We start from the raw sequence: 21,394 nt of genomic DNA, 5'->3' as shown, positions 1-21,394 counted from the left end.
TGGTTCGTGGCTTGTCGCGCAGTTCCCCGCGCCCCTAGGGGGTTGCAGGCACCCTGCGTCAAAAGAGTTCGCCCGAACATCTGGCCCTGAAAGCACCTCAGCCCTTGCTCACCGCCGCCAAGATCTCCGGGAGTCTCGCCGCGGTCCTCGGGGCCGCCAGGCGGAGGCCCGCCAGGGTGATGCCCGTCCCGTACGCCGCCCCCACGGGCAGCAGCAGCCAGGTCCAGTCGTCGCCGTTCGCGCTGATGTTCAGCCAGATCGTCAGGACGATGACCGGTGCGCACAGGAGGGCCGCGCCCACCATGCCGCCGAAGATGGAGATCCAGGCCAGGCCGGCCTGGCCGGGGGCCACGTTCTTGTAGCCCTCCTGCGGGATGGAGTACGGGAAGCGGGCGGACGCCCACGCGCCGGTCGCCAGCATCGCGCCGAGCAGGGCGAAGGACAGGCCGAGCGCCTCGGGCAGCCGGGCCCAGTCGCCGAGCATCGCCGTGGTCAGGACGGTCACGAGGGTGGCGTACGGCAAGGTGATCAGCAGCAGTGCCAGCGCACGGCCGCGCAGTTCGACGTAGGCGTCCCGGGTCGAGGAAATGGTCAGCGCGACCATCCAGAACGCGGAGGTGTCCTGGCCGAACTGGTTGTACATCTGGATGCCGAGCATCCCCGCGGCGAAGCAGGCGAAGTAGATCGAGCCGGTGCCCTGGAGCGCGTTGAACACGGGCACGATCAGGCCGATCGCGAGCGAGGTCACCCAGGCGGCCTTGGTCTTCGGGTCGCGCCAGATGTAGCGCAGACTGCGTTCCGCCACCGTGCCCGTGCGGCCGGTGGGCAGCAGTCGCCCGAGCCCGGTCGACGTCCGCTCGCGCGCGACCGACTCGCCGGCGGACTGGAGGGTGGACCCGTCGGGGGCGGTCATCAGCCGGGTCAGATGCCGGGACCATACGGCGATCAGGCCCGCCAGCGCCCCAGCGCTCAGCGCGAGTTGGACGACCGCGACCCCGTACGACCCCTCGCTCACCGACTCCACCGCCCCGATCGCGGAGCCCGGCGGCACCCACCGCAGCACGTCCGCCGCCGGATCGAGCTGCGCGAGCCCGCTCGAACCCAGCCGCTGCGCACCGAAGTTGACGAGCTGCGCCCCGATCGCGACGACCAGCCCGCTCAGCACAGCCAGATCGCGGCCCTTGCGGCTGGTCAGCAGCCGGATGTTGGCGGCGGCCACCGTCCGCGCGAGCGCCACGCACACCAGCAGCGCGAGGGCGACGCCGAGGACACCGACGACGTACGCCGCCCCGCCGTGCGCCACGGAGAGCGCGGCACCGACGAGCAGGCACAGCGTGAACAGCGGCCCGATCCCGACCAGTGAGGCCGCGAGCAGCGCCCGTACCAGCGGCCGGGGGCGCAGCGGCAGCATCACCAGCCGCGTCGGATCGAGCGTCTCGTCCCCGCTGGGGAAGAACAGCGGCATCACCGCCCACCCCAGCGCCAGCACCGCCACCAGCGGGACGACGACGGACACGGCGTGCTCGTTCCCGCGCAACGCGATCAGCCCGATGAGCTGGAGCGCGGCGAACAGCAGGGTGACCACGGCCGACGCGACATACGCGGCCCGCCGCCCACCGGACTGCTTCAGCCCGTTGCGCAGCAGCGACAGCTTCAGCCGTACGACGACGGCGGTGACGTCGGCGCTCATCGCGCCGCCCCGCCACCCAGCCAGTCGAGATCGGACCCGGCGTCCCGGCCGCCCGCGCCGACGAGTTCCAGGAAGGCATGCTGGAGGGAGGGCGCGGTGCCGCGTACGTCGGCGAGGGGACCGTGTGCCCGGATGCGCCCCGCGGCCATCACGGCCACCCAGTCGCACAGCGACTCGACGAGCTCCATGACGTGGGAGGAGAAGACGACGGTGGCGCCCGACCCCGTGTACCGCTCCAGCACGCCCCGGATGGTCTGTGCGGACACGGGGTCGACACCCTCGAACGGCTCGTCCAGGAACAGCACTTCGGGATTGTGGAGCAGGGCCGCCGCCAGCCCGATCTTCTTCCGCATCCCGGTCGAGTAGTCGACGACGAGTTTGTGCTGTGCGCCGGCCAGGTCGAGGACGTCGAGGAGCTGGGTGGCCCGCTTGTCGACCTCGGCGCCGGGCAGTCCCCGCAACCGCCCGGAATAGGCGAGGAGTTCACGCCCGGAGAGGCGTTCGAACAGGCGCAGTCCCTCGGGGAGGACGCCGATCCGGGCCTTCACCTCGACGGGATCCCGCCAGACGTCGTGTCCGACGACCTCGACGGAACCCTGATCGGGCCGCAACAGCCCGGTGATCATGGAGAGAGTGGTGGTCTTCCCGGCCCCGTTGGGTCCGACGAGCCCGATGAACTTCCCGGCGGGCAGCTCCAGATCGATCCCGGCAACGGCGACCTGCTGCCCGAACCGCTTCCAGAGCCCACGCACACTCACAGCCGACGTCATGGAAGCCAACCTAAGGGGCGGGAGGGCTTTAGCGGTCCCGCCCGCACGCGTAGGCGAGCGGAGAGATCAACTCCTCGGCGTCCGGCAGCCACCGGTTGGCGGGCGTGGGGCGGCAGGCCCACTGCACGGCTCCACTGGACCCGTAGCGTGTGGGAGGCGCCGCCACGAACGCTCCCTCGCCCAGCGCGACCAGATCCAGCGAGGACGGCGTCCAGCCGAGCTTCCGCACCAGCTCCGGCACCTTCACCGACGCGCCCGGCAGTACGAAGAAGTGCATCCGGCGATCCGGCGCCAGGGTCACCGGCCCGAGCGTCAGTTCCATCCGCTCCATCCGCGCCAGCGCCAGGAACCCGGCGGTCTCGGGAACGGAGATCGCGTCGAAGGTGCGCCCGGTCGGCAGCAGGATCGACGCGAGCGGCTGCTTGGACCACAACCGGCGCGCGACGGTCGCACTGCCCGTGGCCTGCGTCGCCCAGTCCTCGCGCGAGGGGTGTGCGCCGGGCGCGGCGCACGCCGCGTCGCCGCAGGAGCAGCGCTGCACCCCGTCGACGGCTTCCAGCCAGGTGCCGGGGAACACGTCCCAGTGGCGCTCCTCGGCGTAGCGTACGGCGGTCTCCAGCAGCGATTCCCCGCGCTGCTTCGGAATCTGTGCGGCTTCGGTGCTCGCGATCGTCTCTTCCACGCCCAACACAACTCCCGCGCCCACCTGGAGTTACGGCCGTACCGCGCGCGGGGGAAGCGCATCGAATCCGCATCTGGGGCGCATGGATGCATGTGTGGGGGCGCGCAGGAGGATCTGTGGGGTGAGGTGGGTAGCCACATGCGGGGTGGCTTCCGTCCTTTACCCCGGCAATCCTCACATCCCTCGCATTTTCCGTATGTCCGCGGGGCATTGATCTTCACGGCCGGATCTTTTCGCTCTAGGGGTTGTTCCCAGGGGGTACGCCATGGCCGCAAGGCCTCTCGTCGCGCGGCAGCCGAACGAACGGTTGCAGGCGCTCATCCAGGAAGCGGGTTGCTCGAACGCCGGGCTGGCCCGCCGGGTCAACATGTGCGGCGCCGAGCACGGTCTCGATCTGCGCTACGACAAGACGTCCGTGGCGCGTTGGCTGCGCGGGCAGCAGCCGAGGGGACGCGCCCCGGCGATCATCGCGGAGGCGCTGGGCCGCAAACTCGGCCGTACGGTCACGATCGACGAGATCGGCATGGCCAACGGCAAGAACCTCGCCTCGGGCGTCGGCCTCCAGTTCTCGCCGACCGTGCTGGGGGCCATCGAGCAGGTCTGCGAACTGTGGCGCAGTGACGTGGGCCGCCGGGACTTCCTGTCCGGCTCCTCGGTCGCCGCGTCCGCGCTCGTCGAGCCGAGCCGCGACTGGCTGATCTCCTCGCCGGACTCGCAGGTGGCCCGGCAGGCGGGACCGCGGGTGGGCCAGTCCGACGTGGCGGCCGTGCGGGCGATGACCCAGGCGCTCGTGGACCTTGATCACCAGTACGGCAGCGGGCATGTGCGCCCGGTCGTCGTGCACTACCTCAACAGTGTCGTGAGCGGGCTGCTCGCCGGCTCGTACCGGGAGGCCGTGGGGCGTGAACTGTTCGCCGCGGTCGCGCGGTTGACGGAGCTCGCCGGGTACATGGCCATCGACACCGGCCAACCGGGGCTGGCGCAGCGGTACTACATCCAGGCGCTGCGGCTCGCGCAGGCCGCCGGGGACCGCGGCTACGGCGGTTACGTGCTCGCCGCCTCCATGAGCCATCTCGCCGCGCAGCTCGGAAACCCGCGCGAGATCGCGCAGTTGGCGCGTGCGGCGCAGGAAGGGGCGCGGGGGCGTGTGACGCCGCGCGCGGAGGCGATGTTCTACGCGGCCGAGGCGCGCGGGCACGCGCTGATGGGCGACGCGCGGGCGGCGCAGTTGGCGTCCGGGCGCGCGGTGGGCGCGCTGGAGGCGGCGGATCCCTCCGCCGGGGACGACCCCGCGTGGATCGCGCACTTCGACGAGGCCTATCTCGCCGACGAGTTGGCGCACTGCCACCGGGACCTCGGACAGGCCGAGGCGGCGGCACGGCGGGCGCAGGAGTCGCTGGACGGACTCCCGGAGACGAAGGCGCGGCGCCGGGCCATCGGCTATGTGCTGCTCGCCACCGCGCAGGTGCAGCAGCGCGAGATCGAACAGGCCTGCCACACCGGGCTGAAGGCCGTGGAGTTGCTGGAGACCGTCCGCTCCAACCGGGGCGCCGAATACCTGGAGGACTTCCAACAGCGGCTGGAGCCGTTCCGGGACGAGGCCGTGGTACGGGAGTTCGGGGCGCGACTGGAGTTGCAGGCGGCGGCGTGAAACCCCGGGGTACGAGGGCGTGAACACGCAGGAAACGAAGGCTCCGGAGGGGAAAGGAGGGTCTATATAGCGGATGCGGGCCCGGATTTGTTACCGCGGTCACAGGGACGCCGGTCCAGACCTGTGCTGCGTGGCACCGGGCTCGGGGGACCCGGTAGCGTGAGCCGACGATTCACAAGGTCCCCCATTAGTAGGAGTCCCGGTGACGCAGAGTGGACAGGGCGAGGAGCCCTCGCCGCGCGTGGCGCGCGAAGGCATCGTGCTGCCCTCCGACGGCGGCGAACCGCTGCTGCCGGGCCAGACGGGCGGACCCGGCGGCTACCAGTCCGCCCCGCACACCCCGAACCCGAACCCGGCCCCCGCGCCCCCACCCGGCGGTCAGGCCTGGGGCACCCCGTGGGGACCCGAGCAGCAGTCGCCCGCCCCGCAGCAGGGCGAGGGCTGGGGCGCACCGCAGGACCAGCAGTGGGGTGCGCCGGACCCGTACCAGGCGCAGGCCCAGCAGTGGGGCGCCCAGGACGCGTCGCAGCCGCTGCCGCAGCCCGGCGGCTACGACACCGACCAGCCCACCTCGTACTACCTGCCGCCGGTGGACCAGAACCCCCAGCACGGAACCGGCCAGGGTGCGCCTCTGCCGCCCGTCGGCCAGGACACCGACCAGCCCACCTCGTACTACCTGCCGCCGGTGAACCCGAATCCCGCGAGCGGATACGGCGCCCCGCTGCCGCCCGCCGCCGACGCCTACGGCACGCCCGCCGGACCCGGCGGTGCCACCGGCGTACCCCTGCCCCCGGCGGACGAGGGCGCCACGCAGTACATCCCGCCGGTCGCCGCGTCCCCGGACGAGGGGGCGACGCAGTACATTCCGCCGGTCGCCGCGTCCCCGGACGAGGGTGCCACGCAGTACATCCCGCCGGTCGCGCCCGGGGCTCTGCCGCCCGAGGTGCCCGCGCAGGGGGTGCCGGAGCAGACGCAGTACCTGGGGCGTGCCCCGCAGGGCGGCGGCGGGCCGCTGCCGCCCGTGTCCGGGCCGGACGCCGAGGCCACGCAGTACATCGCGCCCGTGCCCGGCCAGCACGGCGGGGAGCGGCAGCCGCCCGCCGAGTTCGACAACCTCTTCCGCAGCGGGCCGGGCGGGGAGAGCCCGGCCGGGGCCACGCAGCAGCTGCCGCGCTTCGAGCCGGCGCAGCCGCCGCACTCGGGGCACCAGCCGCCGTCGTACGGGCACCGCGACCACCACGACGACGGTGGTGGCCGCGGCGGCCGCAACCGCTCGCGGGTGCCGCTCATCGCCGCCGTCGGCATCGGTATCGCCGTCCTCGGCATCGGCGCGGGCGCGCTGATGGCCGGTGGTGGCGGGGGCGACGACGGGGACGGCAACAAGACCGTCGCCGCGACCGCCCCGGCGAGCGAGTCCGCCTCGCCTTCCGCGGACCCGGCCGAGGCACAGGCCGTCGAGCTGGACAAGCTGCTGGCCGACAGCGGTGACAGCCGGGCCTCGGTGATCAGCGCGGTGGAGGACGTGAAGGCCTGCAAGAACCTCGGCCAGGCGGCCAAGGACCTGCGGGACGCGGCCACCCAGCGCAACGACCTGGTGACCCGTCTGTCCAGCCTCTCCGTCGACAAGCTGCCCAACCACGCCGAGCTGACCACCGCCCTCACCAAGGCGTGGCAGGCCTCCGCGTCGGCCGACAACCACTACGCGGCCTGGGCCGACCAGACCGCAGGCAAGAAGGGCTGCAAGAAGGGCCAGGCCCGCGCCACCGGCCAGACCCAGGCCGGCAACACCGCGAGCGGCGAGGCCAGCACGCAGAAGATCACGGCGGCCAAGCTGTGGAACGCGATCGCGAAGACGTACGGCCTGACCGAACGCACCCGCACCCAGCTGTGATGAACGGGGGCCGCCGGTCGCGGCCCCCGCTCGGTCGTCCGTGGACTAGCTCACGTCGGCGTTCGCCAGCGTCTTGCGTACGTCCGTGAAGCCCTTGCGCGCTGCCACCAGCCGGCCCTTGCGCACGGCCTGGAGCGTCACCTCGGTGTTGACCAGGCGCGGCAGTCCGATGGCCCCGAGGCCGTTCTCGTACTCCCAGTTGAGGGTCGGGGTCAGTCCGCCCGTGTTGACCTTCAGACCGCCGTCGAGCGCCTTGCGTACGGCGGACGACGTGAGCTCGCCGTCGTCGAGCGAGTCGACGGCGGCCTTGAACACGGTGTACGCGAGCCAGGTGGTCTGCACTCCGGCGTCCGCGGGGTCGATGCGGTTGTCGTCGAAGGCCTGCTCCTTGATGACCTTCTTCATCGGGTCCCAGCGCTGGTCGGTCGCGACCGGGTACCAGCCGGTGATGTACGACCCCTCGTAGGGGCCCGACGCGCCGCCGGAGGCGTCTATGACCGTCTGGTCGACGCTGCCGAGGACCGTGCCGGTGCGTACGTCGGGGTAGCTTTCGCGGGCGCGCCGGAAGGAGTCCATGAAGGTGCTGGTGCGGTCGCCGAGCGCGGGCAGCACACACCCCTTCTTCGTCGGGTCGCCGACCGCGTGGGCGAGGGCGCGCTCGGACTGGGCCGAGTACTCGGTGGCGTCCTCCGCGGCCAGCTGGTCGTCCGCGGCGGCGTGGCCGGCGGCCTTCAGGCCTGAGTCGAGCATGACGTGCAGTTCGTCGCCCGCGATGCTGTCGGGGCGGACGAGTGCCACGGGCCCGCAGCTGCCGCCGAGTTCCTCGCCGAGGCCGGCGAGCAGGCTGGGCTGGCCGCCGTTGACGGGGTAGGAGGCCACGCTGTCGAACTCGGCGTTGGTGATGCCGTAGCCGCCTATGTAGGGGATGTCGGCACCTTCGAGCGTCGGGAAGAACGCGTCGCCGTACTGGCTGTAGGAGCCGACCACCGCGACGACCTTCTCGTCGACCGCGCGCTGGGCGCACTTGGCGGCGGAGACGGCGTCGTTGTGGTCGTTGCAGACCAGGACGGAGAGCTTGCGGCCCTTGATGCCGCCGTGCGCGTTGACCCAACGGGCGTAGGCCTGCGCGAAGGCGGGCATACCGGGCTTGTTGGTGGCGCCGGTGTTCATCGGGGCCCAGGTCATGACCTTGATCGGGTCATCCCCGGAGCCCCCCGTGGCACCGGGGATGACCCCGCAACCGACGGTCAGCGACGCACACGCGGCCAGTGCCGTCGCCACGAGGGCGGTGGCTCTGACGGGCGGGTGGAGCTTGGGGAGGAAGGTGCTGCGGATGCGTCGCCTGCCGGTCATGGACACACACGCTTTCGCCACATGGCCAACCCGGGAGTGACTTACGGTCAACGAACGGTGACGCGAAGGTGAATTGCGGGGGTCGGTGAGACCGGTGTGACGAGGAACGTACGATCGATGACCGTGCAAGGTTCGGAGAACTCTTCCCGTCGCGGCCGTCGCTCCTCCACCATGGGCGGCATGCCACTGAACGACATGCCGTGGTGGCGCTGGCGCAGCAATGTGCGCTCCGCGCTGCACATGCTCTCCGACCCAGGGTTCCAGCGGGACGTCTGGCTGGCCGGTGTCGAGGGGTACGGGGACGTCACCGACGCCGTGTACCGCCTCGTCGAGGACACCTGGCTGGACAACTGGTCCGCCGAGAAATACGTCGGCACGATCTTCCGGGACTCCCAGGAGTCGGCCCTCGTCGACACCGCGGTCCTGCGGGTGCTGCGGATCATGCACCAGGTCGGCCCGGACGCACCCGTCTCCGCCTATCTCGACCACCAGGGGTGGCCGGAGGCGGTACGGGCCGCGCGGGACGCCCATGTGCGGATGGCCACGGCCGACGGGGACGACCCGGACCAGCCGCCCCGCTCGCTGCACGTGCTCCAGATCATGACCCGGTCCGCGTGACGGACGCGTTCTCTGGGGTGCCGGTGGATATGGGACCCTGTCCTGCATGAACGAGCAGTCCACCCGAGCCGCGGCGCCCGCCGAGCAGTACGTCCTCACCCTGTCCTGCCCCGACAAACAGGGCATCGTGCACGCCGTGTCGAGCTACCTCTTCATGACCGGCTGCAACATCGAGGACAGCCAGCAGTTCGGCGACCACGACACGGGTCTGTTCTTCATGCGCGTCCACTTCTCAGCGGAGGCGCCGGTCACGGTGGACAAGCTGCGGGCCAGCTTCGCGGCGATCGGTGACGCCTTCCACATGGACTGGCAGATCCACCAGCCCGAGGAGAAGATGCGGGTCGTCCTCATGGTCAGCAAGTTCGGGCACTGCCTGAACGACCTGCTGTTCCGGGCCCGTATCGGTGCGCTGCCGGTGGAGATCGCCGCGGTGGTCTCCAACCACACCGACTTCGCCGAGCTCGTGAGGTCGTACGACATTCCCTTCCACCACATTCCGGTGACGCGGGAGAACAAGGCGGAGGCGGAGGCGCGGCTGCTGGAGCTGGTGCGTGAGCAGAATGTGGAGCTCGTCGTTCTCGCCCGGTACATGCAGGTGCTCTCGGACGACCTCTGCAAGCAGTTGAGCGGGCGGATCATCAACATCCATCACTCGTTCCTGCCGAGCTTCAAGGGTGCGAAGCCGTATCACCAGGCTCACGCCCGTGGGGTCAAGCTGATCGGTGCGACGGCGCACTATGTGACCGCTGACCTCGATGAGGGGCCGATCATCGAGCAGGAGGTCGAGCGGGTGGGGCATGACGTCACGCCGGACCAGCTGGTCGCGATCGGGCGGGATGTCGAGTGCCAGGCGCTGGCGCGGGCCGTGAAGTGGCATGCGGAGCGGCGGATTCTGCTGAACGGGCGGCGGACGGTTGTGTTCGCCTAAGAGCTCGGGGGCTTGTGTCGTCGGGCGGCTGCGGGCTGGTTGTGGCTGGTCGCGCAGTTCCCCGCGCCCCTAAAAAAGGTGGGTCCAGGGAACCGGCCTTCTTTAGGGCCCCCACTCACCCGCAGCCGCCGGCGAATCCGCAACCCGCCCCTAGATCCGGCTCAACGACGCGACCGCGAACAGTACGTCCCTGATCGCCTCCCGGTCACCCACCTGTCCCGCCGCCGCGTCCGCCGGAGGCACATGGCCCGCGGCCAGTTGGCAGAACTCCACGCCGTCGAGGGCCACGTGGGCCACCTCGTACTCCGTGGAGCCCACCGCCGCCGGGGAGTCCAGCGGGATCAGCCACTCGCCGCCGCCCGAACCCTCGATCTCCAGCCGCAGGCTGCGCCCGGGCTCGCCCGCGGGGACGAGGTGGCGGCCGCGGAGCGGCGCGGCCAGCCCGGTTCGGCGCCGCACGGCCAGCGCCGCGGGGAGCATGCGGGCGGCCAGGTCGATCATGCGGTTCAGATGGCGGGGGGACGGCGGGTCGTACGGGTAGTCGACCGCCTCGGCGATGTCCTCCGCGTGGACCCAGCACTCGAAGGCGCGGTCCAGCATGGCGTCGTGCAGGGGGAGCTCGAAGTCGCCGTAGGACACCGAGAGCTTGCCGGGGCCGCCGCCGGTGAAGGAGACCGTGCGCACCAGGTCGTGGCTCTGTTCGCGCCAGGGGCCCCGGACGGAGCGGGTCGGCGGGAAGTGGGAGCCGCGCCAGAACGCCTCGGTGCGGGCCGCGGGGGTCGGCGCGTCTGTGGTGACGTCGCCGAGCGGGTCGTCCAGGCCCAGCGCGAGGGCGACGAGGCCGTCGACCGTGAGCAGGTGCGCGATGACGCCGGCGACCGTCGTACGACGGCTCGTCGCCTCGTCGGCCTCGAACCAGCGCAGCCGCACGGGCGCGTGCCACTCGGCATCGCCCATGTCCCGCAGCAGCGCGTCCAGACGGGCCGTCTCGGCGTCGTAGGGCGCCGCCCACTCGGGTACCGGGATGCGAGGCGGGCGGCGGTCCAGGCAGCCCTCCAGGACGCGGGTGCGCAGTCCGGGGTCGAGGTCGAGGCTCTCCGGCGGATGGAGCAGACCGACCGCCCCGCGCAGTCGCAGCGCCTCGTCCGCGCAGGAGCCGCAGTCGCCGAGGTGCTCCTCGACGGCCGCGGTCTCCTCCGGGGAGCAGGCGGCCAGTGCCCAGGCGCCGAGCAGCGCCTTCAGTACGGGGTGTTCCAGGACCAGGGGTGCGGGCGGCGGTGTCTCCAGTGGGGGCAGGGGGTGCCCGGTGTCCTCGACGGACGCGCGCGGGAGCGGTATGCGGGGCGGCTCGGAGGCGGGGGTGGGACGGTCGCCGTCGGTCGGGCCGCCGGTGCCGTCGTCGCCTGCCGGGGGCGAGGGCTCGCCCTGCTGGTCAGCGCCGTCGTGGGGCTTGTACTCCCGGCCCTCCTCGCCCTCCTTCCCTTCCTTGCCTTCGTGTTCGTCGTACGCCTCGAAGCGGTTCGCCTCGTTCACGCCGCACCTCCGTAGCCGGGAGGCGCTCCGGGGGCGGCGCCGGCGTCATGGGCCGTGGCCAGGAGCTGGAGGCCCAGCCGGAGGCGGCGGCGGGCCTCGTCCTCGGTGACGCCGAGGTCGGCGGCGGTCTGGCGGTAGTCGCGGCGCTGGAAGTACGCGAGCTCCAGGGCGGCGCGCAGCGGGGAGGGCATGGACTGGACGATGTAGTCGGCGCGGGCGGCGACGGAGGCGTGACGGACCTTGAGCTCCAGTTCCTCGGTGGAGCCGCGGCCGTCCTGGGCCAGGGCCGCGGTCTCGGTGGCGCGCAGGCGCTGCACGGCGAGGCGGTGGGTCAGGGTGGCGACCCAGGAGCGCAGGGGGCCCTGTTTGGGGTCGTAGGCGTCGGGGTGCTCCCAGACGTGGGCGAAGACCTCGCGGGTGATGCCGTCGGCGGCGCGCTCGTCGCCCAGCACGCGGTGGGCGAGGCCGTGCACCAGCGAGGCGAACCGGTCGTAGAGCTCGCCGAGGGCGGCCGCCTCACCGCGTGCGAGCCGCTGCTGCATCTTGCGGTCCCAGCGGGGAGGTGCGTCCTTCTTCACCATGCCGCCCCCTCCCGGTCCTTCGCGTCCTCGTCAAGCCTGAACCCACCGTCTCCTCGAATGTAGTCGGCACGTCTGACAGCGCACGCCCCTTTGTAGCAATGTGCGCCCCCGAGAGAGCGGCTGGTGATAGTGGACCTTCGTCTTCCTTCCACTCTGCGCCCATCCACGATCGAACAGGATCGAAGGCGACTAAAACAAGCCTCTTCTGATCGGTTTCCGTTTCCTGACTTGTGTTTCAGGGAACGGCCGCTGGGCAGCCGCGCTGCAAGGAAGCGTAGGAACGGCTTCCGTTTGCGGGCCGTTCCGGGAAGTCCCGGCGAACGAAGGGCGTGGTGGTGGCGTTCAACGTGACCGGCGGCGAACACGGCGACTGGGCCGTGCTCCATGTGTCGGGAGAACTGGACCTGGTGACGTCACCGGTGCTGCGGCAGCGGGTGCACGACGTGGTGGCCGAGGGCCGGCACAGTCTTGTCCTCGACCTCTCCGAGGTCTTCTTCTGCGACTCCAGCGGCGTCGGCGTGCTCATAGCCTCCCGCCGCCTCATCCGCTCCTGCCAGGGGCACCTGCGGCTGATCCTCCCCGCCCAGGGCGCCGTGGACGGCTCCCACGTCAACAGGGTGCTGGGGGCGCTGGGGGTGCGACGGCTGTTCGACGTCCACCTGGACCTGGTCTCGGCGACGGAGGACGAGGCCGGGCCGCTGTCGGCGTGACCTGGAGGAGTCGCCGTTTCTGCCACATCGTTGTCCCGAAATTCCCCCGGTCTTGGCACAACCGCCGTTTTCCCGCTCCCCGCCCCGCCCCGGCGTCGTACGCTCCGATCCAGATGCACCCCACGTGACGTAAGGCGGCCCGAGAAGACATGGTCAGCAGCGAGTACGAGCGCAGGATCGCCGGCCGGTTCGCCACCTTCGACCAGGACGGCAACGGCTACATCGACCGGGCGGACTTCAGCGTGGCGGCCAAGGCGCTGCTCGCGGAGTTCGGTACGGCGGCACGGTCGGACAAGGGACAGGCCCTGTATGTCGGCGCGGAGGCGTTCTGGCAGGGCATGGCGGGGATAGCGGACCGCGACGGAGACCAGCGGATCACCCGGGAAGAGTTCGTGAACGGCGCCGTGAAGCGGCTGCGCGACAATCCCGACCGGTTCGCCGAGATCGCCCGGCCCTTCCTGCACGCGGCCCTCGCCGTCGCCGACCCGGACGGCGACGGAGCGGCCACAGTCGAGGACACCGCGCGCGTGCTGCGGATCCTCGGCGTCGCGCAGGAGGCCGCCGTCGCCGCGGCCGCCACGCTCGACACCGACGGCGACGGCAGGATCGGCGAGGAGGAGGTCGTCTCCGCCTTCGCCCGCTACTTCACCGTCCCCGAGTAGCGCTCCCGCAGCTTGTACTTGAGCACCTTCCTGAGCGTCTCGTTGCGCGGAAGGGCGTCCACCACCTCCAGCCGCTCCGGCAGCTTGTGGACCGACAGCCCTTCCGCGCGGAGGTAGGACGTCAGCGCAGCCAGCGTCAACTCCTCGGCCCCGGGCGGCTGTTCGACCACCGCGCACACCCGCTCCCCGCGCTCCTCGTCCGGCAGCCCGATCACCGCCACGTCTGCGACCGCCGGATGCGCGGCCAGCAGGTCCTCGATCTCCTTCGCCGAGATGTTCTCGCCCTTGCGGATGATCACGTCCTTGAGCCGCCCGGTGAGCACCAGATGCCCGGTGTCCCTGAGCACCCCCAGGTCACCGGTGCGCAGGAACCCGTCCTCGTCGAAGGCCTCCGCCGTCTGCCCCGCGTCCAGATACCCCTGGCACACCGCCTCCCCGCGCAGCCGCACCTCCCCGTCCACGATCCGTATCTCCATCCCCTCCGGGGGCCGCCCCTCGGTCGTCGCGAGGTTCTCCGCGGAGTCGTCCGGCGACCCCATGGTGATCATCGGCACCTCGGTCATGCCGTACCCGTGCGTGAGCTGCACCCCCATCTCCCGGACGACCGCGTGGTACACCTCCGGCGGCTTGGGCGCCCCGCCACCGGCCAGCAGTCGCAGGGTGGGTATCACCTTCGCCTCCGGCCGCTTGCGCTGCTCGGCCAGGAACATCGAGTAGAACGCCGTCGATCCGCCGGCCACCGTCACGCCGTGCCGGCGGTACCCCTCCAGCGCGTCCGGCAGCGCGAACTGCTCGAACATCACCGCCGGGAAGCCGTACAGGAGCAGCATCACCGTGTAGTCGGGCCCCGCGATGTGTGCGTAGGGGAAGGCCATCGAGCCCACGTCGTCGGGCGACAGCTTCAGCGCGTGGGCGAGGCAGGAGCCGCCCGCGATCAGTGAACGGTCCGTGTGCAGCACGCCCTTGGGGTCGGAGGTCGTGCCCGAGGTCCAGTAGATCCAGCGGACCGAGGTGCCCGAGGAGGGCGGGGCGGGCAGCAGGGCGGGATCGCCGTCGGGGAGACGGTCGTACGCCTCGAAGACGCCCTTCGCGCCGAGCCGCCGCGCCATCCCCGGGTAGTCGAAGCCCCGCCACTCGCCGGGTATCGCGAAGTACTCGGCCTTGGACTCCCGCAGTGCGAAGCCGACTTCGCGGTCCCGGTAGAACGGGATGACCGGTGACTGGACCGCGCCCAGACGGGCCAGCGCGAAGGACAGCACCGCCGTCTCGATCCGGGTGGGCAGCTGCCAGGCGACCACCGTGCCGGGGCGTACGCCCATGTCGTACAGCCCCGCCGCGACCCGCTCGGCACGCGCGCGTAGCTCGCCGAAGCTCAGGGAGCGGTCGTCCTGGAGGAGGACCGGGCGGTCGGGGGTGAGGTCGGCGCGGCGGGTGACCAGGTCCCAGAGGGTGCGGGCGGAGCTCAGGGATTGCGGGGTCTCGTTCATGGGTGCCCCCTGCTTGGCTGACGACTCGTCAGGTGACATGCTATCTGACGCTCCATCAGATTGTGCCTGTCCGGTGAACACCGTCCGGCGGAGGGGACCATGCCGACCGAACTGCCCCGCATCATCAGCGTCGACGACCATGTGATCGAGCCCGCGCACCTGTTCAAGACCTGGCTGCCCGCCAAGTACCAGGACCGCGGACCGCAGCCGCTCACCGCCGGGATCGGTGAACTCGCCTACGTCGGCGGCAAGTACCAGATCACGATGGACCCGGACGGTCCGCCCACCGACTGGTGGATCTACGAAGACCTGAAGTTCCCGTACAAGCGCAACATCGCCGCCGTCGGCTTCGACCGCGACGAGATGACCCTGGAGGGCATCACCCGCGAGGAGATGCGGCGCGGCTGCTGGGACCCCGTCGCACGGCTCAAGGACATGGATCTCAACCACGTCGAGGGCAGCCTGTGCTTCCCGACCTTCCCGCGCTTCTGCGGACAGACCTTCGCCGAGGCGCACGACAAAGAGGTCGCGCTGGCCTGTGTGCGCGCCTACAACGACTGGATGGTCGAGGAGTGGTGCGGGGACAGCGGCGGGCGGCTCATCCCGCTCTGCCTGATCCCGCTGTGGGACGTGGAGCTGGCGGTCGCGGAGATCCGGCGCAACGCCGCACGCGGCGTGAAGGCCGTGACCTTCTCCGAGATCCCCACCTACCTCGGACTGCCCTCCATCCACTCCGGCCACTGGGACCCGTTCTTCGCGGTCTGCCAGGAGACCGGCACGGTCGTCAACATGCACATCGGCAGCAGCTCCCAGATGCCGGCGGCCTCCCCCGACGCCCCGCCCGCCGTCCAGGCCGCGCTCAGCTTCAACAACGCCATGGCCTCGATGATGGACTTCCTCTTCAGCGGGGTCCTGGTGAAGTTCCCGACGCTCAAACTCGCCTACAGCGAGGGCCAGATGGGCTGGATCCCGTATGCCCTGGAGCGCGCCGACGACGTGTGGGAGGAGCACCGCGCGTGGGGCGGGGTGCGGGATCTGATCCCCGAGCCGCCGTCCACGTACTACTACCGGCAGATGTTCTGCTGCTTCTTCCGCGACAAGCACGGCGTCGCCTCGCTGGACGTCGTCGGCCGTGACAACGCCACCTTCGAGACCGACTATCCGCACGTCGACTCGACCTTCCCGCACACCAAGGAGGTCGCCCTCGACCATGTGAAGGGCCTGGACGACGAGACCGTCTACAAGCTGATGCGGGGCAACGCCATCCGCATGCTCGATCTCGATCTGGACCGGGACCGGTAGTGGAGCTCTCCTGCTCGCCCGAAGAGGAGGAGTTCCGGGCGGGGTTGAGGCAGTGGCTCGGCCGCGTGCTGCCCACGCTGCCGCCCAAGCCGTCCCCGGACGACTGGCCCGGGCGCCGCGCCTACGACATGGGCTGGCAGCGGATGCTGTACGACGCCGGGTACGCGCACGTGCACTGGGACGCCTCGCCGACCACGCGGCTGATCTTCCTGGAGGAGACCGAGAAGGCGGGGGCGCCCTATGTGGGCGCGGGGTTCGTCGGCCTGCTGCACGCGGGGCCCACCATCGCCGCGGAGGGGACCGCCGAGCAGCGGGCGCGGTGGCTGGCGCCGATCCTGCGCGGGGAGGAGGTCTGGTGCCAGGGGTTCAGCGAGCCCGACGCCGGATCCGACCTCGCCGCGCTGCGGACACGCGCGCGTAGGGACGGCGACGACTACGTGGTGAGCGGGTCCAAGATCTGGACCTCGCACGCCGAAGTCGCCGACTGGTGCGAACTGCTGGTGCGCACCGACCCGGCGGCGCCCAAGCACCGGGGCATCACCTGGCTCGCCATGCCCATGGACGCGCCGGGGATCACCGTACGGCCCCTGAAGACCCTGGCCGGGTCCGCCGAGTTCGCCGAGGTGTTCCTCGACGAGGTGCGGGTGCCGGTCGGCAACCGGGTCGGGGACGAGAACGACGGCTGGCACGTGACCATGGTGACGCTGTCCTTCGAGCGCGGCACGGCCTTCGTGGGCGAAGTGGTCGCGTGCAGGCGGGTGTTGTGCGAACTCGCCGGTGAGGCGCGCAAGAACGGGCGCTGGGACGAGCCGGAGCTCAGACGGCGGCTCGGGCGGCTCAACGCCGAGTTCCGGGCGCTGTGGCGGCTGACGCAGTGGAACGTGAGCGAGGCGGAGACCTCCGGGGGAGTCCCCGGTGTCGGGGGTTCGGTTTTCAAACTGAGGTATTCGCACGCGCGCCAGGAGCTCTACGACACCGCCGCCGACGTCCTGGGTCCCGATGCCCTCGACCTCGACCGGCCGTGGGTCCTGGACCGGCTGTCCTCGCTGTCGTACACCATCGCCGCCGGCACCTCGCAGATCCAGCAGAACATCGTGGCCGAACGGATCCTCGGGCTGCCGAAGGGGCGGTGACTGTTCCCGTGCGTTTCCAACTCACCGATGATCAACGCGCGTTGCGGGACGGCGTACGAGAACTGCTGGCCCGGCGCTTCGGCCGCGAGGCGCTGCGGGCCGCCGTCGACACGCCCGGCCGCCTGGACCGGGCGCTGTGGCGGGAGCTGGGCGAGGCCGGGTTCTTCGCGCTGCGGCTGGCGGAGGATGACGGAGGGGTCGGACTCGGGCTGCCCGAGGCGGTGTTGGCCTTCGAGGAGGCGGGCCGGGTACTGCTGCCCGGGCCGTTGGTGGCCACGCATCTCGCGGCGGGCACGGTGTCCGGGGCCGCCGACGGGTCCGTGGTCGTGGCGGGCGTGGACGGCGGGCTGGTGGAGTGGCTGGACGCCGCCGACGTCGTACGAGGCGACACAGCCGGCGCCGTGGCGCTGCGGTCGGTCGATCCGCTGACGCCCCTGCACCGCGTCGGCGGGGGTGCCGTGGCGGACTTCGGGCCGGTGCGGGCGGTGGGCCCGTCGGCGTCCCCGCAGCGGGTGTCCGAGGCCGACGCGGGCGACTTCGTACCGCTGTCGTCGGCGGACACGGCGGGCCCGCCCCGCCTGGCGGTGCCTGGGGGCCCTGCGCCCGGAAGGCCCGCGACCGACCCCGTCGCCGTGCTCCTCACCGCCGCCGAGCAGCTCGGGACCGCCACGCGCGCGTGCGAGCTGGCGGTGCAACACGCCCGGACCCGTGAGCAGTTCGGGCAGCCGATCGGAGCGTTCCAGGCCGTCAAGCATCTCTGCGCGCAGCTGCTGGTGCGGGCCGAGGTGGCCCGTGCGGCGGTCTACGCGGCCGCCGTCACCGCGGACCCGGCCGACATCGCCGCGGCCCGGCTGCTCGCCGACGAGGCCGCCGTACGCGGCGCCCGCGACTGCCTCCAGGTGCACGGCGGCATGGGCTTCACCTGGGAGTCCGAGGTGCATCTGCATCTGAAGCGGGCCTGGGTGCGAGCGCAGCGTGGCGGCGGCCGCACGGAGTGTGAGGAGCTGCTCGCGGCCGAACTGACGGTCTGACAGGAGGTGGGCCACGGGGTCGGGCGGGAGCGCTCCCGTGAATGTCGCGGATTGTGGCATACCGGAATTACGGAGCGTTGATATCGGGTTGTGTCCTATGCGTGACCCGTCACGGCCTGGAGTCGGGGAGTCGCTCCGGTACCTTCTGTGGGATGCGAGTGGTTCCGAGCACGAGCCATGCCGGTGTTGCCTCTGTGGCGGCTCCGGATGCGGCGGTGCGCGCCGCTTCTCGCAGGGTCGGCGGGCCGTTGGCCTCCACCTGTTCGACTCCCCGCAACGAGCGTCGCACAGTATGCCAGCCGGGTACTCCTTCGCGCTGGAATATGCCCGAAGCGCTTGTTGAGGTGACTGTACGTCAACCATGCTGTCTCGTAAGGGATTCACGTTCTGTGATCCCGGCCGTGGCCATTGTTCTGGCCATGCAAAAAATGGCTACGATCGTGGCCCTCGTGAGGCGCGAGGCTATGTGTCTGCCGGTTCGGATGGTGTGAGCGGTGCAGGTGCTTCAAGTGCAGCTGGAGATCCGGCCCGACCCCGCTGAGGTGGGGCGAGCCCGGCGGTGGGCCCGATCGCGGCTCGCCGGGTCCGGGATAGGGGTCGACGAGCCGCTCGCCGAGACCCTGATCCTGCTCGTGTCCGAACTGGTCACCAACGCCGTGGTGCACACCGGCCGTCCGGCCGTCCTGCGCCTGTCGCTGCCCGGTGCCGCGGCCGAACAGGCCACCGTCCGCCTGGAGGTGGCCGACGCCAGTGGCCGTGCCCCCGTGCCGCGCTGCGTCGACGGTGACGCCACGGGCGGACGCGGACTCGCTCTCGTCGACGGCCTCGCCGACCGGTGGGGCTGGAGCCCCGAAGGGGCCGGCAAACGCATCTGGTGCGAACTCGACCGCTGCGCGGCGGAGGGCCGCGAGGGGTCGGCGTCCTTCGGCGGCGGCGTACCGGCCTTCGAGGGGTACGAGGGTCTGGCGTACGAGGCGGTCTGAGGCCGTCCGGGGTTGTGTCGCCCACGGTGGCGCGGTCGGTGCGCGGTTGCAGAACGTTTCGGTGCTCCCTGTCGATCGACTGGGGGTGCGCCGTGATGTGCTTCTGTGTGCGCCCTGCACAAATGGTGCGTAAGTAATAAATCCCCGTACAGGTGTTGACGCCGCGTGTCCGTTTGCTCACGCTTGTGGTCAGCGATTCGCCGCGAGGGGACGACGAGGGTTTCGGTGACGGGAGCCCTCGGCGAGTGTGGGTCGTGATTCGGCGCCGGTTCCCTCACGGTCGAGCGGAACCGGGGCGGGTGCGCCGAGTCGGACGGCGGAGCACGGTGCCGTGCTCGGGGCGGGCGTCGGGGCGCCGCCGTCCGACCCTCGCCCGTGTCTGCCGCGTCAGAGAATGGCGACCGGGGCGACCGGAGTGCCCGTCGCGCCGACGAACGGCTCGGGCATCGCCGACAGCAGGAACGTGTAGCGGCCCGCTTCTCCACAGGCTGTGGACAACTCTTCGAGATTCCAGTTCTGGCCCTGAAGCATCCCCATCTCCACCAGGTCGAGGGCGTGCACGGGCAGCCACAGATCCTCGATCTCGGGCGGAAAGATCTCGAAGGTCAGCGTGTCGTTCGCGACCGCCGCGACATCGCGCGCGTGGAACCACTCCGGCGTACGGATCGAAAACCCCGGCGACGGATAGCCGTACGCGTGCTTGTCGCCCGCCAGATACACCTGGATCTGCCCGGTCCGTACGAGCACGATGTCGCCGGAGCGCACGCGCGTGCCCGCGAGTTCCTCGGCGGCCTCCAGGTCCTCCGGGGTGACGGCGTACGAGCCGCCCAGCCGGTCCGTGCCACGCGCGCGTGCCACGTCCAGCAGGACGCCGCGCGAGACGATGTGCCGTGCCTTGTCGATACCGCTGAACTCGGCGCCGCCGTGCGGGGTGATGGTGGCGGCGGAGCGGCCGTTGTAGAGCACGCCCGAGTGCGAGACATGGGTGAGCGCGTCCCAGTGGGTGGCCGCTTGCAGGCCCATCGTCACGGCGTCGTCGCTGCACGCGACCGTGCCCGGGCCGAAGATCTCCTGGTTGATCTGCACCATCGCGTGCAGGGGGTTGACCCGCCCCGGCATCAGACCGGTCTGCACGCCGTCCTCCTTCAGCGGCAGGGAGAGCGGGACGCGGCGGCCGGACCTGACCTCCGTCGCGGCCCGGCGCACGACCTCGTCGGTGATCAGGTTGAGGGTGCCGATCTCGTCGTCGGGGCCCCAACGCCCCCAGTTGTTCACGCGCTTGGCGATGTCGTGAAACGCCGGATGCATCGCGGGCAGTGGCATCGGTGCTCCCCCGGGGCTTGTCTACGGGTGTCTGACGGGTCATAAAATCTAACGGTCCGTCAGAAACCGCGGGAAGGGGCCGGGCGTGGGGAACTTCTTGGCAGGCAAGGTGGTCGCCGTGACGGGGGCGGGGCGCGGGATCGGGCGGGCGGTGGCGCTGAGTGCTGCGGCCGAGGGGGCGTCCGTCGTCGTCAACGACTACGGGGTCGCGGTGGACGGTGCCTCGCCGACGAGTGAGGTCGCCGAGGGTGTCGTCAAGGAGATCTCGGCCGCCGGCGGGGAGGCCGTCGCGGTCGCCGACGACGTGTCGACCATGGCGGGTGGGCAGCGGGTCGTCGACGTGGCGCTCTCGTCGTACGGGCGGCTGGACGGGGTCGTGTGTGTCGCCGGGATCCTGCGCGAGCGGATGCTGTTCAACATGACCGAGGAGGAGTGGGACCCGGTGGTCGCCACTCACCTCAAGGGGACGTTCACCGTGTTCCGGGCGGCCTCCGCGGTCATGCGCAAGCAGAAGTCCGGGACCTTGATCGGGTTCACCAGTGGGAACCATCAGGGGTCCGTCTCGCAGGCCAACTACAGCGCCGCGAAGGGCGGGATCATCTCGCTGGTCCGGAGCGCCGCGCTGGGGCTGAACAAGTACGGGGTGACCGCGAACGCGGTGGCGCCGGTGGCTCGTACGCGGATGTCGGCCGGTGTGCCCATGTCGCTGGCGGAGATCGGGGAGCCGGAGGATGTGGCCGCGCTCGTCGTGTATCTGCTGTCGGAGCGGGCTCGGGAGGTCACCGGGCAGGTGTACACGGTCGCCGGGCCGAAGATCGCGGTGTGGGCGCAGCCGCGGGAGCTGCGCGCTGCGTATGCGGAGGGTTCCTGGACGCCGGAGCGGATCGCGGAGTTCTTGCCGGGGTCGGTGGGGGTGGATCCCATGCCCTTGCTGGAGCGGCTTGCTGCGATGGAGAGGGCCGCGCGTGAAGGGGAACGCCCCAACGCCTAGTGGGGTGGGCGGATCGGTGGGTTGGCGGCTGCGGGCTCGTTGTGGCTTGTCGCGCAGTTCCCCGCGCCCCTGGGT

General features: G+C 71.2%; 19 protein-coding genes. 11 read left to right on the top strand and 8 right to left on the bottom strand.

What is annotated here, in order from left to right:
• Window positions 1–97: 97 nt before the first annotated feature.
• The 3 genes from ACFY0U_RS14270 to ACFY0U_RS14260 are packed head-to-tail and all read right to left on the bottom strand — an operon-like array spanning window position 98 to window position 3,151.
• Entirely contained in the window at window positions 98–1,690 is a 1,593-nt protein-coding gene (locus ACFY0U_RS14270; RefSeq protein ID WP_388634922.1) for a transporter, read from the bottom strand.
• A complete protein-coding gene (locus ACFY0U_RS14265; protein ID WP_388634920.1) occupies window positions 1,687–2,460 on the bottom strand; it encodes an ABC transporter ATP-binding protein in 774 nt (257 codons plus the stop codon). The genes ACFY0U_RS14270 and ACFY0U_RS14265 overlap by 4 nt, the downstream gene beginning before the upstream one ends.
• Window positions 2,461–2,488: 28 nt before the next feature.
• On the bottom strand, window positions 2,489–3,151 hold the full coding sequence (locus tag ACFY0U_RS14260) for a bifunctional DNA primase/polymerase (RefSeq protein WP_388634918.1): 663 nt from the start codon (window positions 3,149–3,151) through the stop codon (window positions 2,489–2,491).
• A gap of 256 nt (window positions 3,152–3,407) precedes the next feature.
• On the opposite strand from ACFY0U_RS14260, the gene ACFY0U_RS14255 reads away from it, so the two are divergent.
• Together ACFY0U_RS14255 and ACFY0U_RS14250 are read left to right on the top strand one after the other, a co-directional pair.
• Window positions 3,408–4,793: a transcriptional regulator gene (locus tag ACFY0U_RS14255; RefSeq protein ID WP_388634916.1), complete on the top strand. Its 1,386-nt coding sequence runs from the start codon at window positions 3,408–3,410 to the stop codon at window positions 4,791–4,793.
• 202 nt (window positions 4,794–4,995) lie between these two features.
• Window positions 4,996–6,684, top strand: coding sequence for a hypothetical protein (locus ACFY0U_RS14250; protein WP_388634914.1), 1,689 nt, complete (start codon window positions 4,996–4,998; stop codon window positions 6,682–6,684).
• Between the two features lie 45 nt (window positions 6,685–6,729).
• On the opposite strand, the gene ACFY0U_RS14245 is transcribed toward ACFY0U_RS14250, so the two are convergent.
• Window positions 6,730–8,037 (bottom strand): ABC transporter substrate-binding protein, encoded by a 1,308-nt coding sequence (locus ACFY0U_RS14245; RefSeq protein ID WP_388634912.1) that lies wholly within the window; start codon window positions 8,035–8,037, stop codon window positions 6,730–6,732.
• A gap of 117 nt (window positions 8,038–8,154) precedes the next feature.
• Here ACFY0U_RS14245 and ACFY0U_RS14240 point away from each other — a divergent pair, with 117 nt between their 5' ends.
• Both ACFY0U_RS14240 and purU read left to right on the top strand, forming a co-directional pair.
• Window positions 8,155–8,655, top strand: a complete 501-nt coding sequence (locus ACFY0U_RS14240; RefSeq protein WP_388634910.1) for a hypothetical protein — start codon at window positions 8,155–8,157, stop codon at window positions 8,653–8,655.
• A 46-nt stretch (window positions 8,656–8,701) separates the two neighbouring features.
• Entirely contained in the window at window positions 8,702–9,583 is an 882-nt protein-coding gene (purU, locus tag ACFY0U_RS14235; protein ID WP_388634908.1) for a formyltetrahydrofolate deformylase, read from the top strand.
• A 150-nt stretch (window positions 9,584–9,733) separates the two neighbouring features.
• Here the strand turns inward: purU and ACFY0U_RS14230 are convergent, their stop codons facing one another.
• Both ACFY0U_RS14230 and ACFY0U_RS14225 read right to left on the bottom strand, forming a co-directional pair.
• Window positions 9,734–11,116: a zf-HC2 domain-containing protein gene (locus ACFY0U_RS14230; RefSeq protein WP_388634906.1), complete on the bottom strand. Its 1,383-nt coding sequence runs from the start codon at window positions 11,114–11,116 to the stop codon at window positions 9,734–9,736.
• On the bottom strand, window positions 11,113–11,697 hold the full coding sequence (locus tag ACFY0U_RS14225; protein ID WP_388634904.1) for a sigma-70 family RNA polymerase sigma factor: 585 nt from the start codon (window positions 11,695–11,697) through the stop codon (window positions 11,113–11,115). The genes ACFY0U_RS14230 and ACFY0U_RS14225 overlap by 4 nt, the downstream gene beginning before the upstream one ends.
• Window positions 11,698–12,026: 329 nt before the next feature.
• Here ACFY0U_RS14225 and ACFY0U_RS14220 point away from each other — a divergent pair, with 329 nt between their 5' ends.
• Both ACFY0U_RS14220 and ACFY0U_RS14215 read left to right on the top strand, forming a co-directional pair.
• The gene (locus tag ACFY0U_RS14220) at window positions 12,027–12,407 is read left to right on the top strand and encodes an STAS domain-containing protein (RefSeq protein WP_388634902.1); all 381 of its coding nucleotides are present in this window, start codon (window positions 12,027–12,029) and stop codon (window positions 12,405–12,407) included.
• A gap of 149 nt (window positions 12,408–12,556) precedes the next feature.
• Entirely contained in the window at window positions 12,557–13,069 is a 513-nt protein-coding gene (locus tag ACFY0U_RS14215; RefSeq protein ID WP_388634900.1) for an EF-hand domain-containing protein, read from the top strand.
• Here ACFY0U_RS14215 and ACFY0U_RS14210 read toward each other — a convergent pair.
• Window positions 13,048–14,556 (bottom strand): class I adenylate-forming enzyme family protein, encoded by a 1,509-nt coding sequence (locus tag ACFY0U_RS14210; RefSeq protein ID WP_388634898.1) that lies wholly within the window; start codon window positions 14,554–14,556, stop codon window positions 13,048–13,050. The genes ACFY0U_RS14215 and ACFY0U_RS14210 overlap by 22 nt on opposite strands.
• 99 nt (window positions 14,557–14,655) lie before the next feature.
• Between ACFY0U_RS14210 and ACFY0U_RS14205 the strand changes: the two genes are divergently transcribed.
• The 4 genes from ACFY0U_RS14205 (at window position 14,656) to ACFY0U_RS14190 (ending at window position 19,005) form a co-directional block, all read left to right on the top strand.
• A complete protein-coding gene (locus ACFY0U_RS14205) occupies window positions 14,656–15,858 on the top strand; it encodes an amidohydrolase family protein (protein WP_388634896.1) in 1,203 nt (400 codons plus the stop codon).
• Window positions 15,858–16,991, top strand: coding sequence for an acyl-CoA dehydrogenase family protein (locus ACFY0U_RS14200; RefSeq protein ID WP_388634894.1), 1,134 nt, complete (start codon window positions 15,858–15,860; stop codon window positions 16,989–16,991). Before ACFY0U_RS14205 ends, ACFY0U_RS14200 begins: the two co-directional genes overlap by 1 nt.
• 8 nt (window positions 16,992–16,999) lie before the next feature.
• Window positions 17,000–18,022, top strand: coding sequence for an acyl-CoA dehydrogenase family protein (locus ACFY0U_RS14195; protein ID WP_388635356.1), 1,023 nt, complete (start codon window positions 17,000–17,002; stop codon window positions 18,020–18,022).
• 509 nt (window positions 18,023–18,531) lie between these two features.
• On the top strand, window positions 18,532–19,005 hold the full coding sequence (locus tag ACFY0U_RS14190) for an ATP-binding protein (RefSeq protein ID WP_388635354.1): 474 nt from the start codon (window positions 18,532–18,534) through the stop codon (window positions 19,003–19,005).
• A gap of 387 nt (window positions 19,006–19,392) precedes the next feature.
• On the opposite strand, the gene ACFY0U_RS14185 is transcribed toward ACFY0U_RS14190, so the two are convergent.
• Entirely contained in the window at window positions 19,393–20,328 is a 936-nt protein-coding gene (locus ACFY0U_RS14185) for a cyclase family protein (RefSeq protein WP_388634892.1), read from the bottom strand.
• A gap of 85 nt (window positions 20,329–20,413) precedes the next feature.
• Here ACFY0U_RS14185 and ACFY0U_RS14180 point away from each other — a divergent pair, with 85 nt between their 5' ends.
• Window positions 20,414–21,319, top strand: a complete 906-nt coding sequence (locus ACFY0U_RS14180; RefSeq protein WP_388634890.1) for an SDR family oxidoreductase — start codon at window positions 20,414–20,416, stop codon at window positions 21,317–21,319.
• Window positions 21,320–21,394: the final 75 nt, after the last annotated feature.

Source organism: Streptomyces sp. NPDC001536 (assembly GCF_042894505.1).
Taxonomy (GTDB): domain Bacteria; phylum Actinomycetota; class Actinomycetes; order Streptomycetales; family Streptomycetaceae; genus Streptomyces.
Note: the sequence above shows the minus strand (reverse complement) of the source record. Positions and strands in the feature narration are given on the sequence as shown.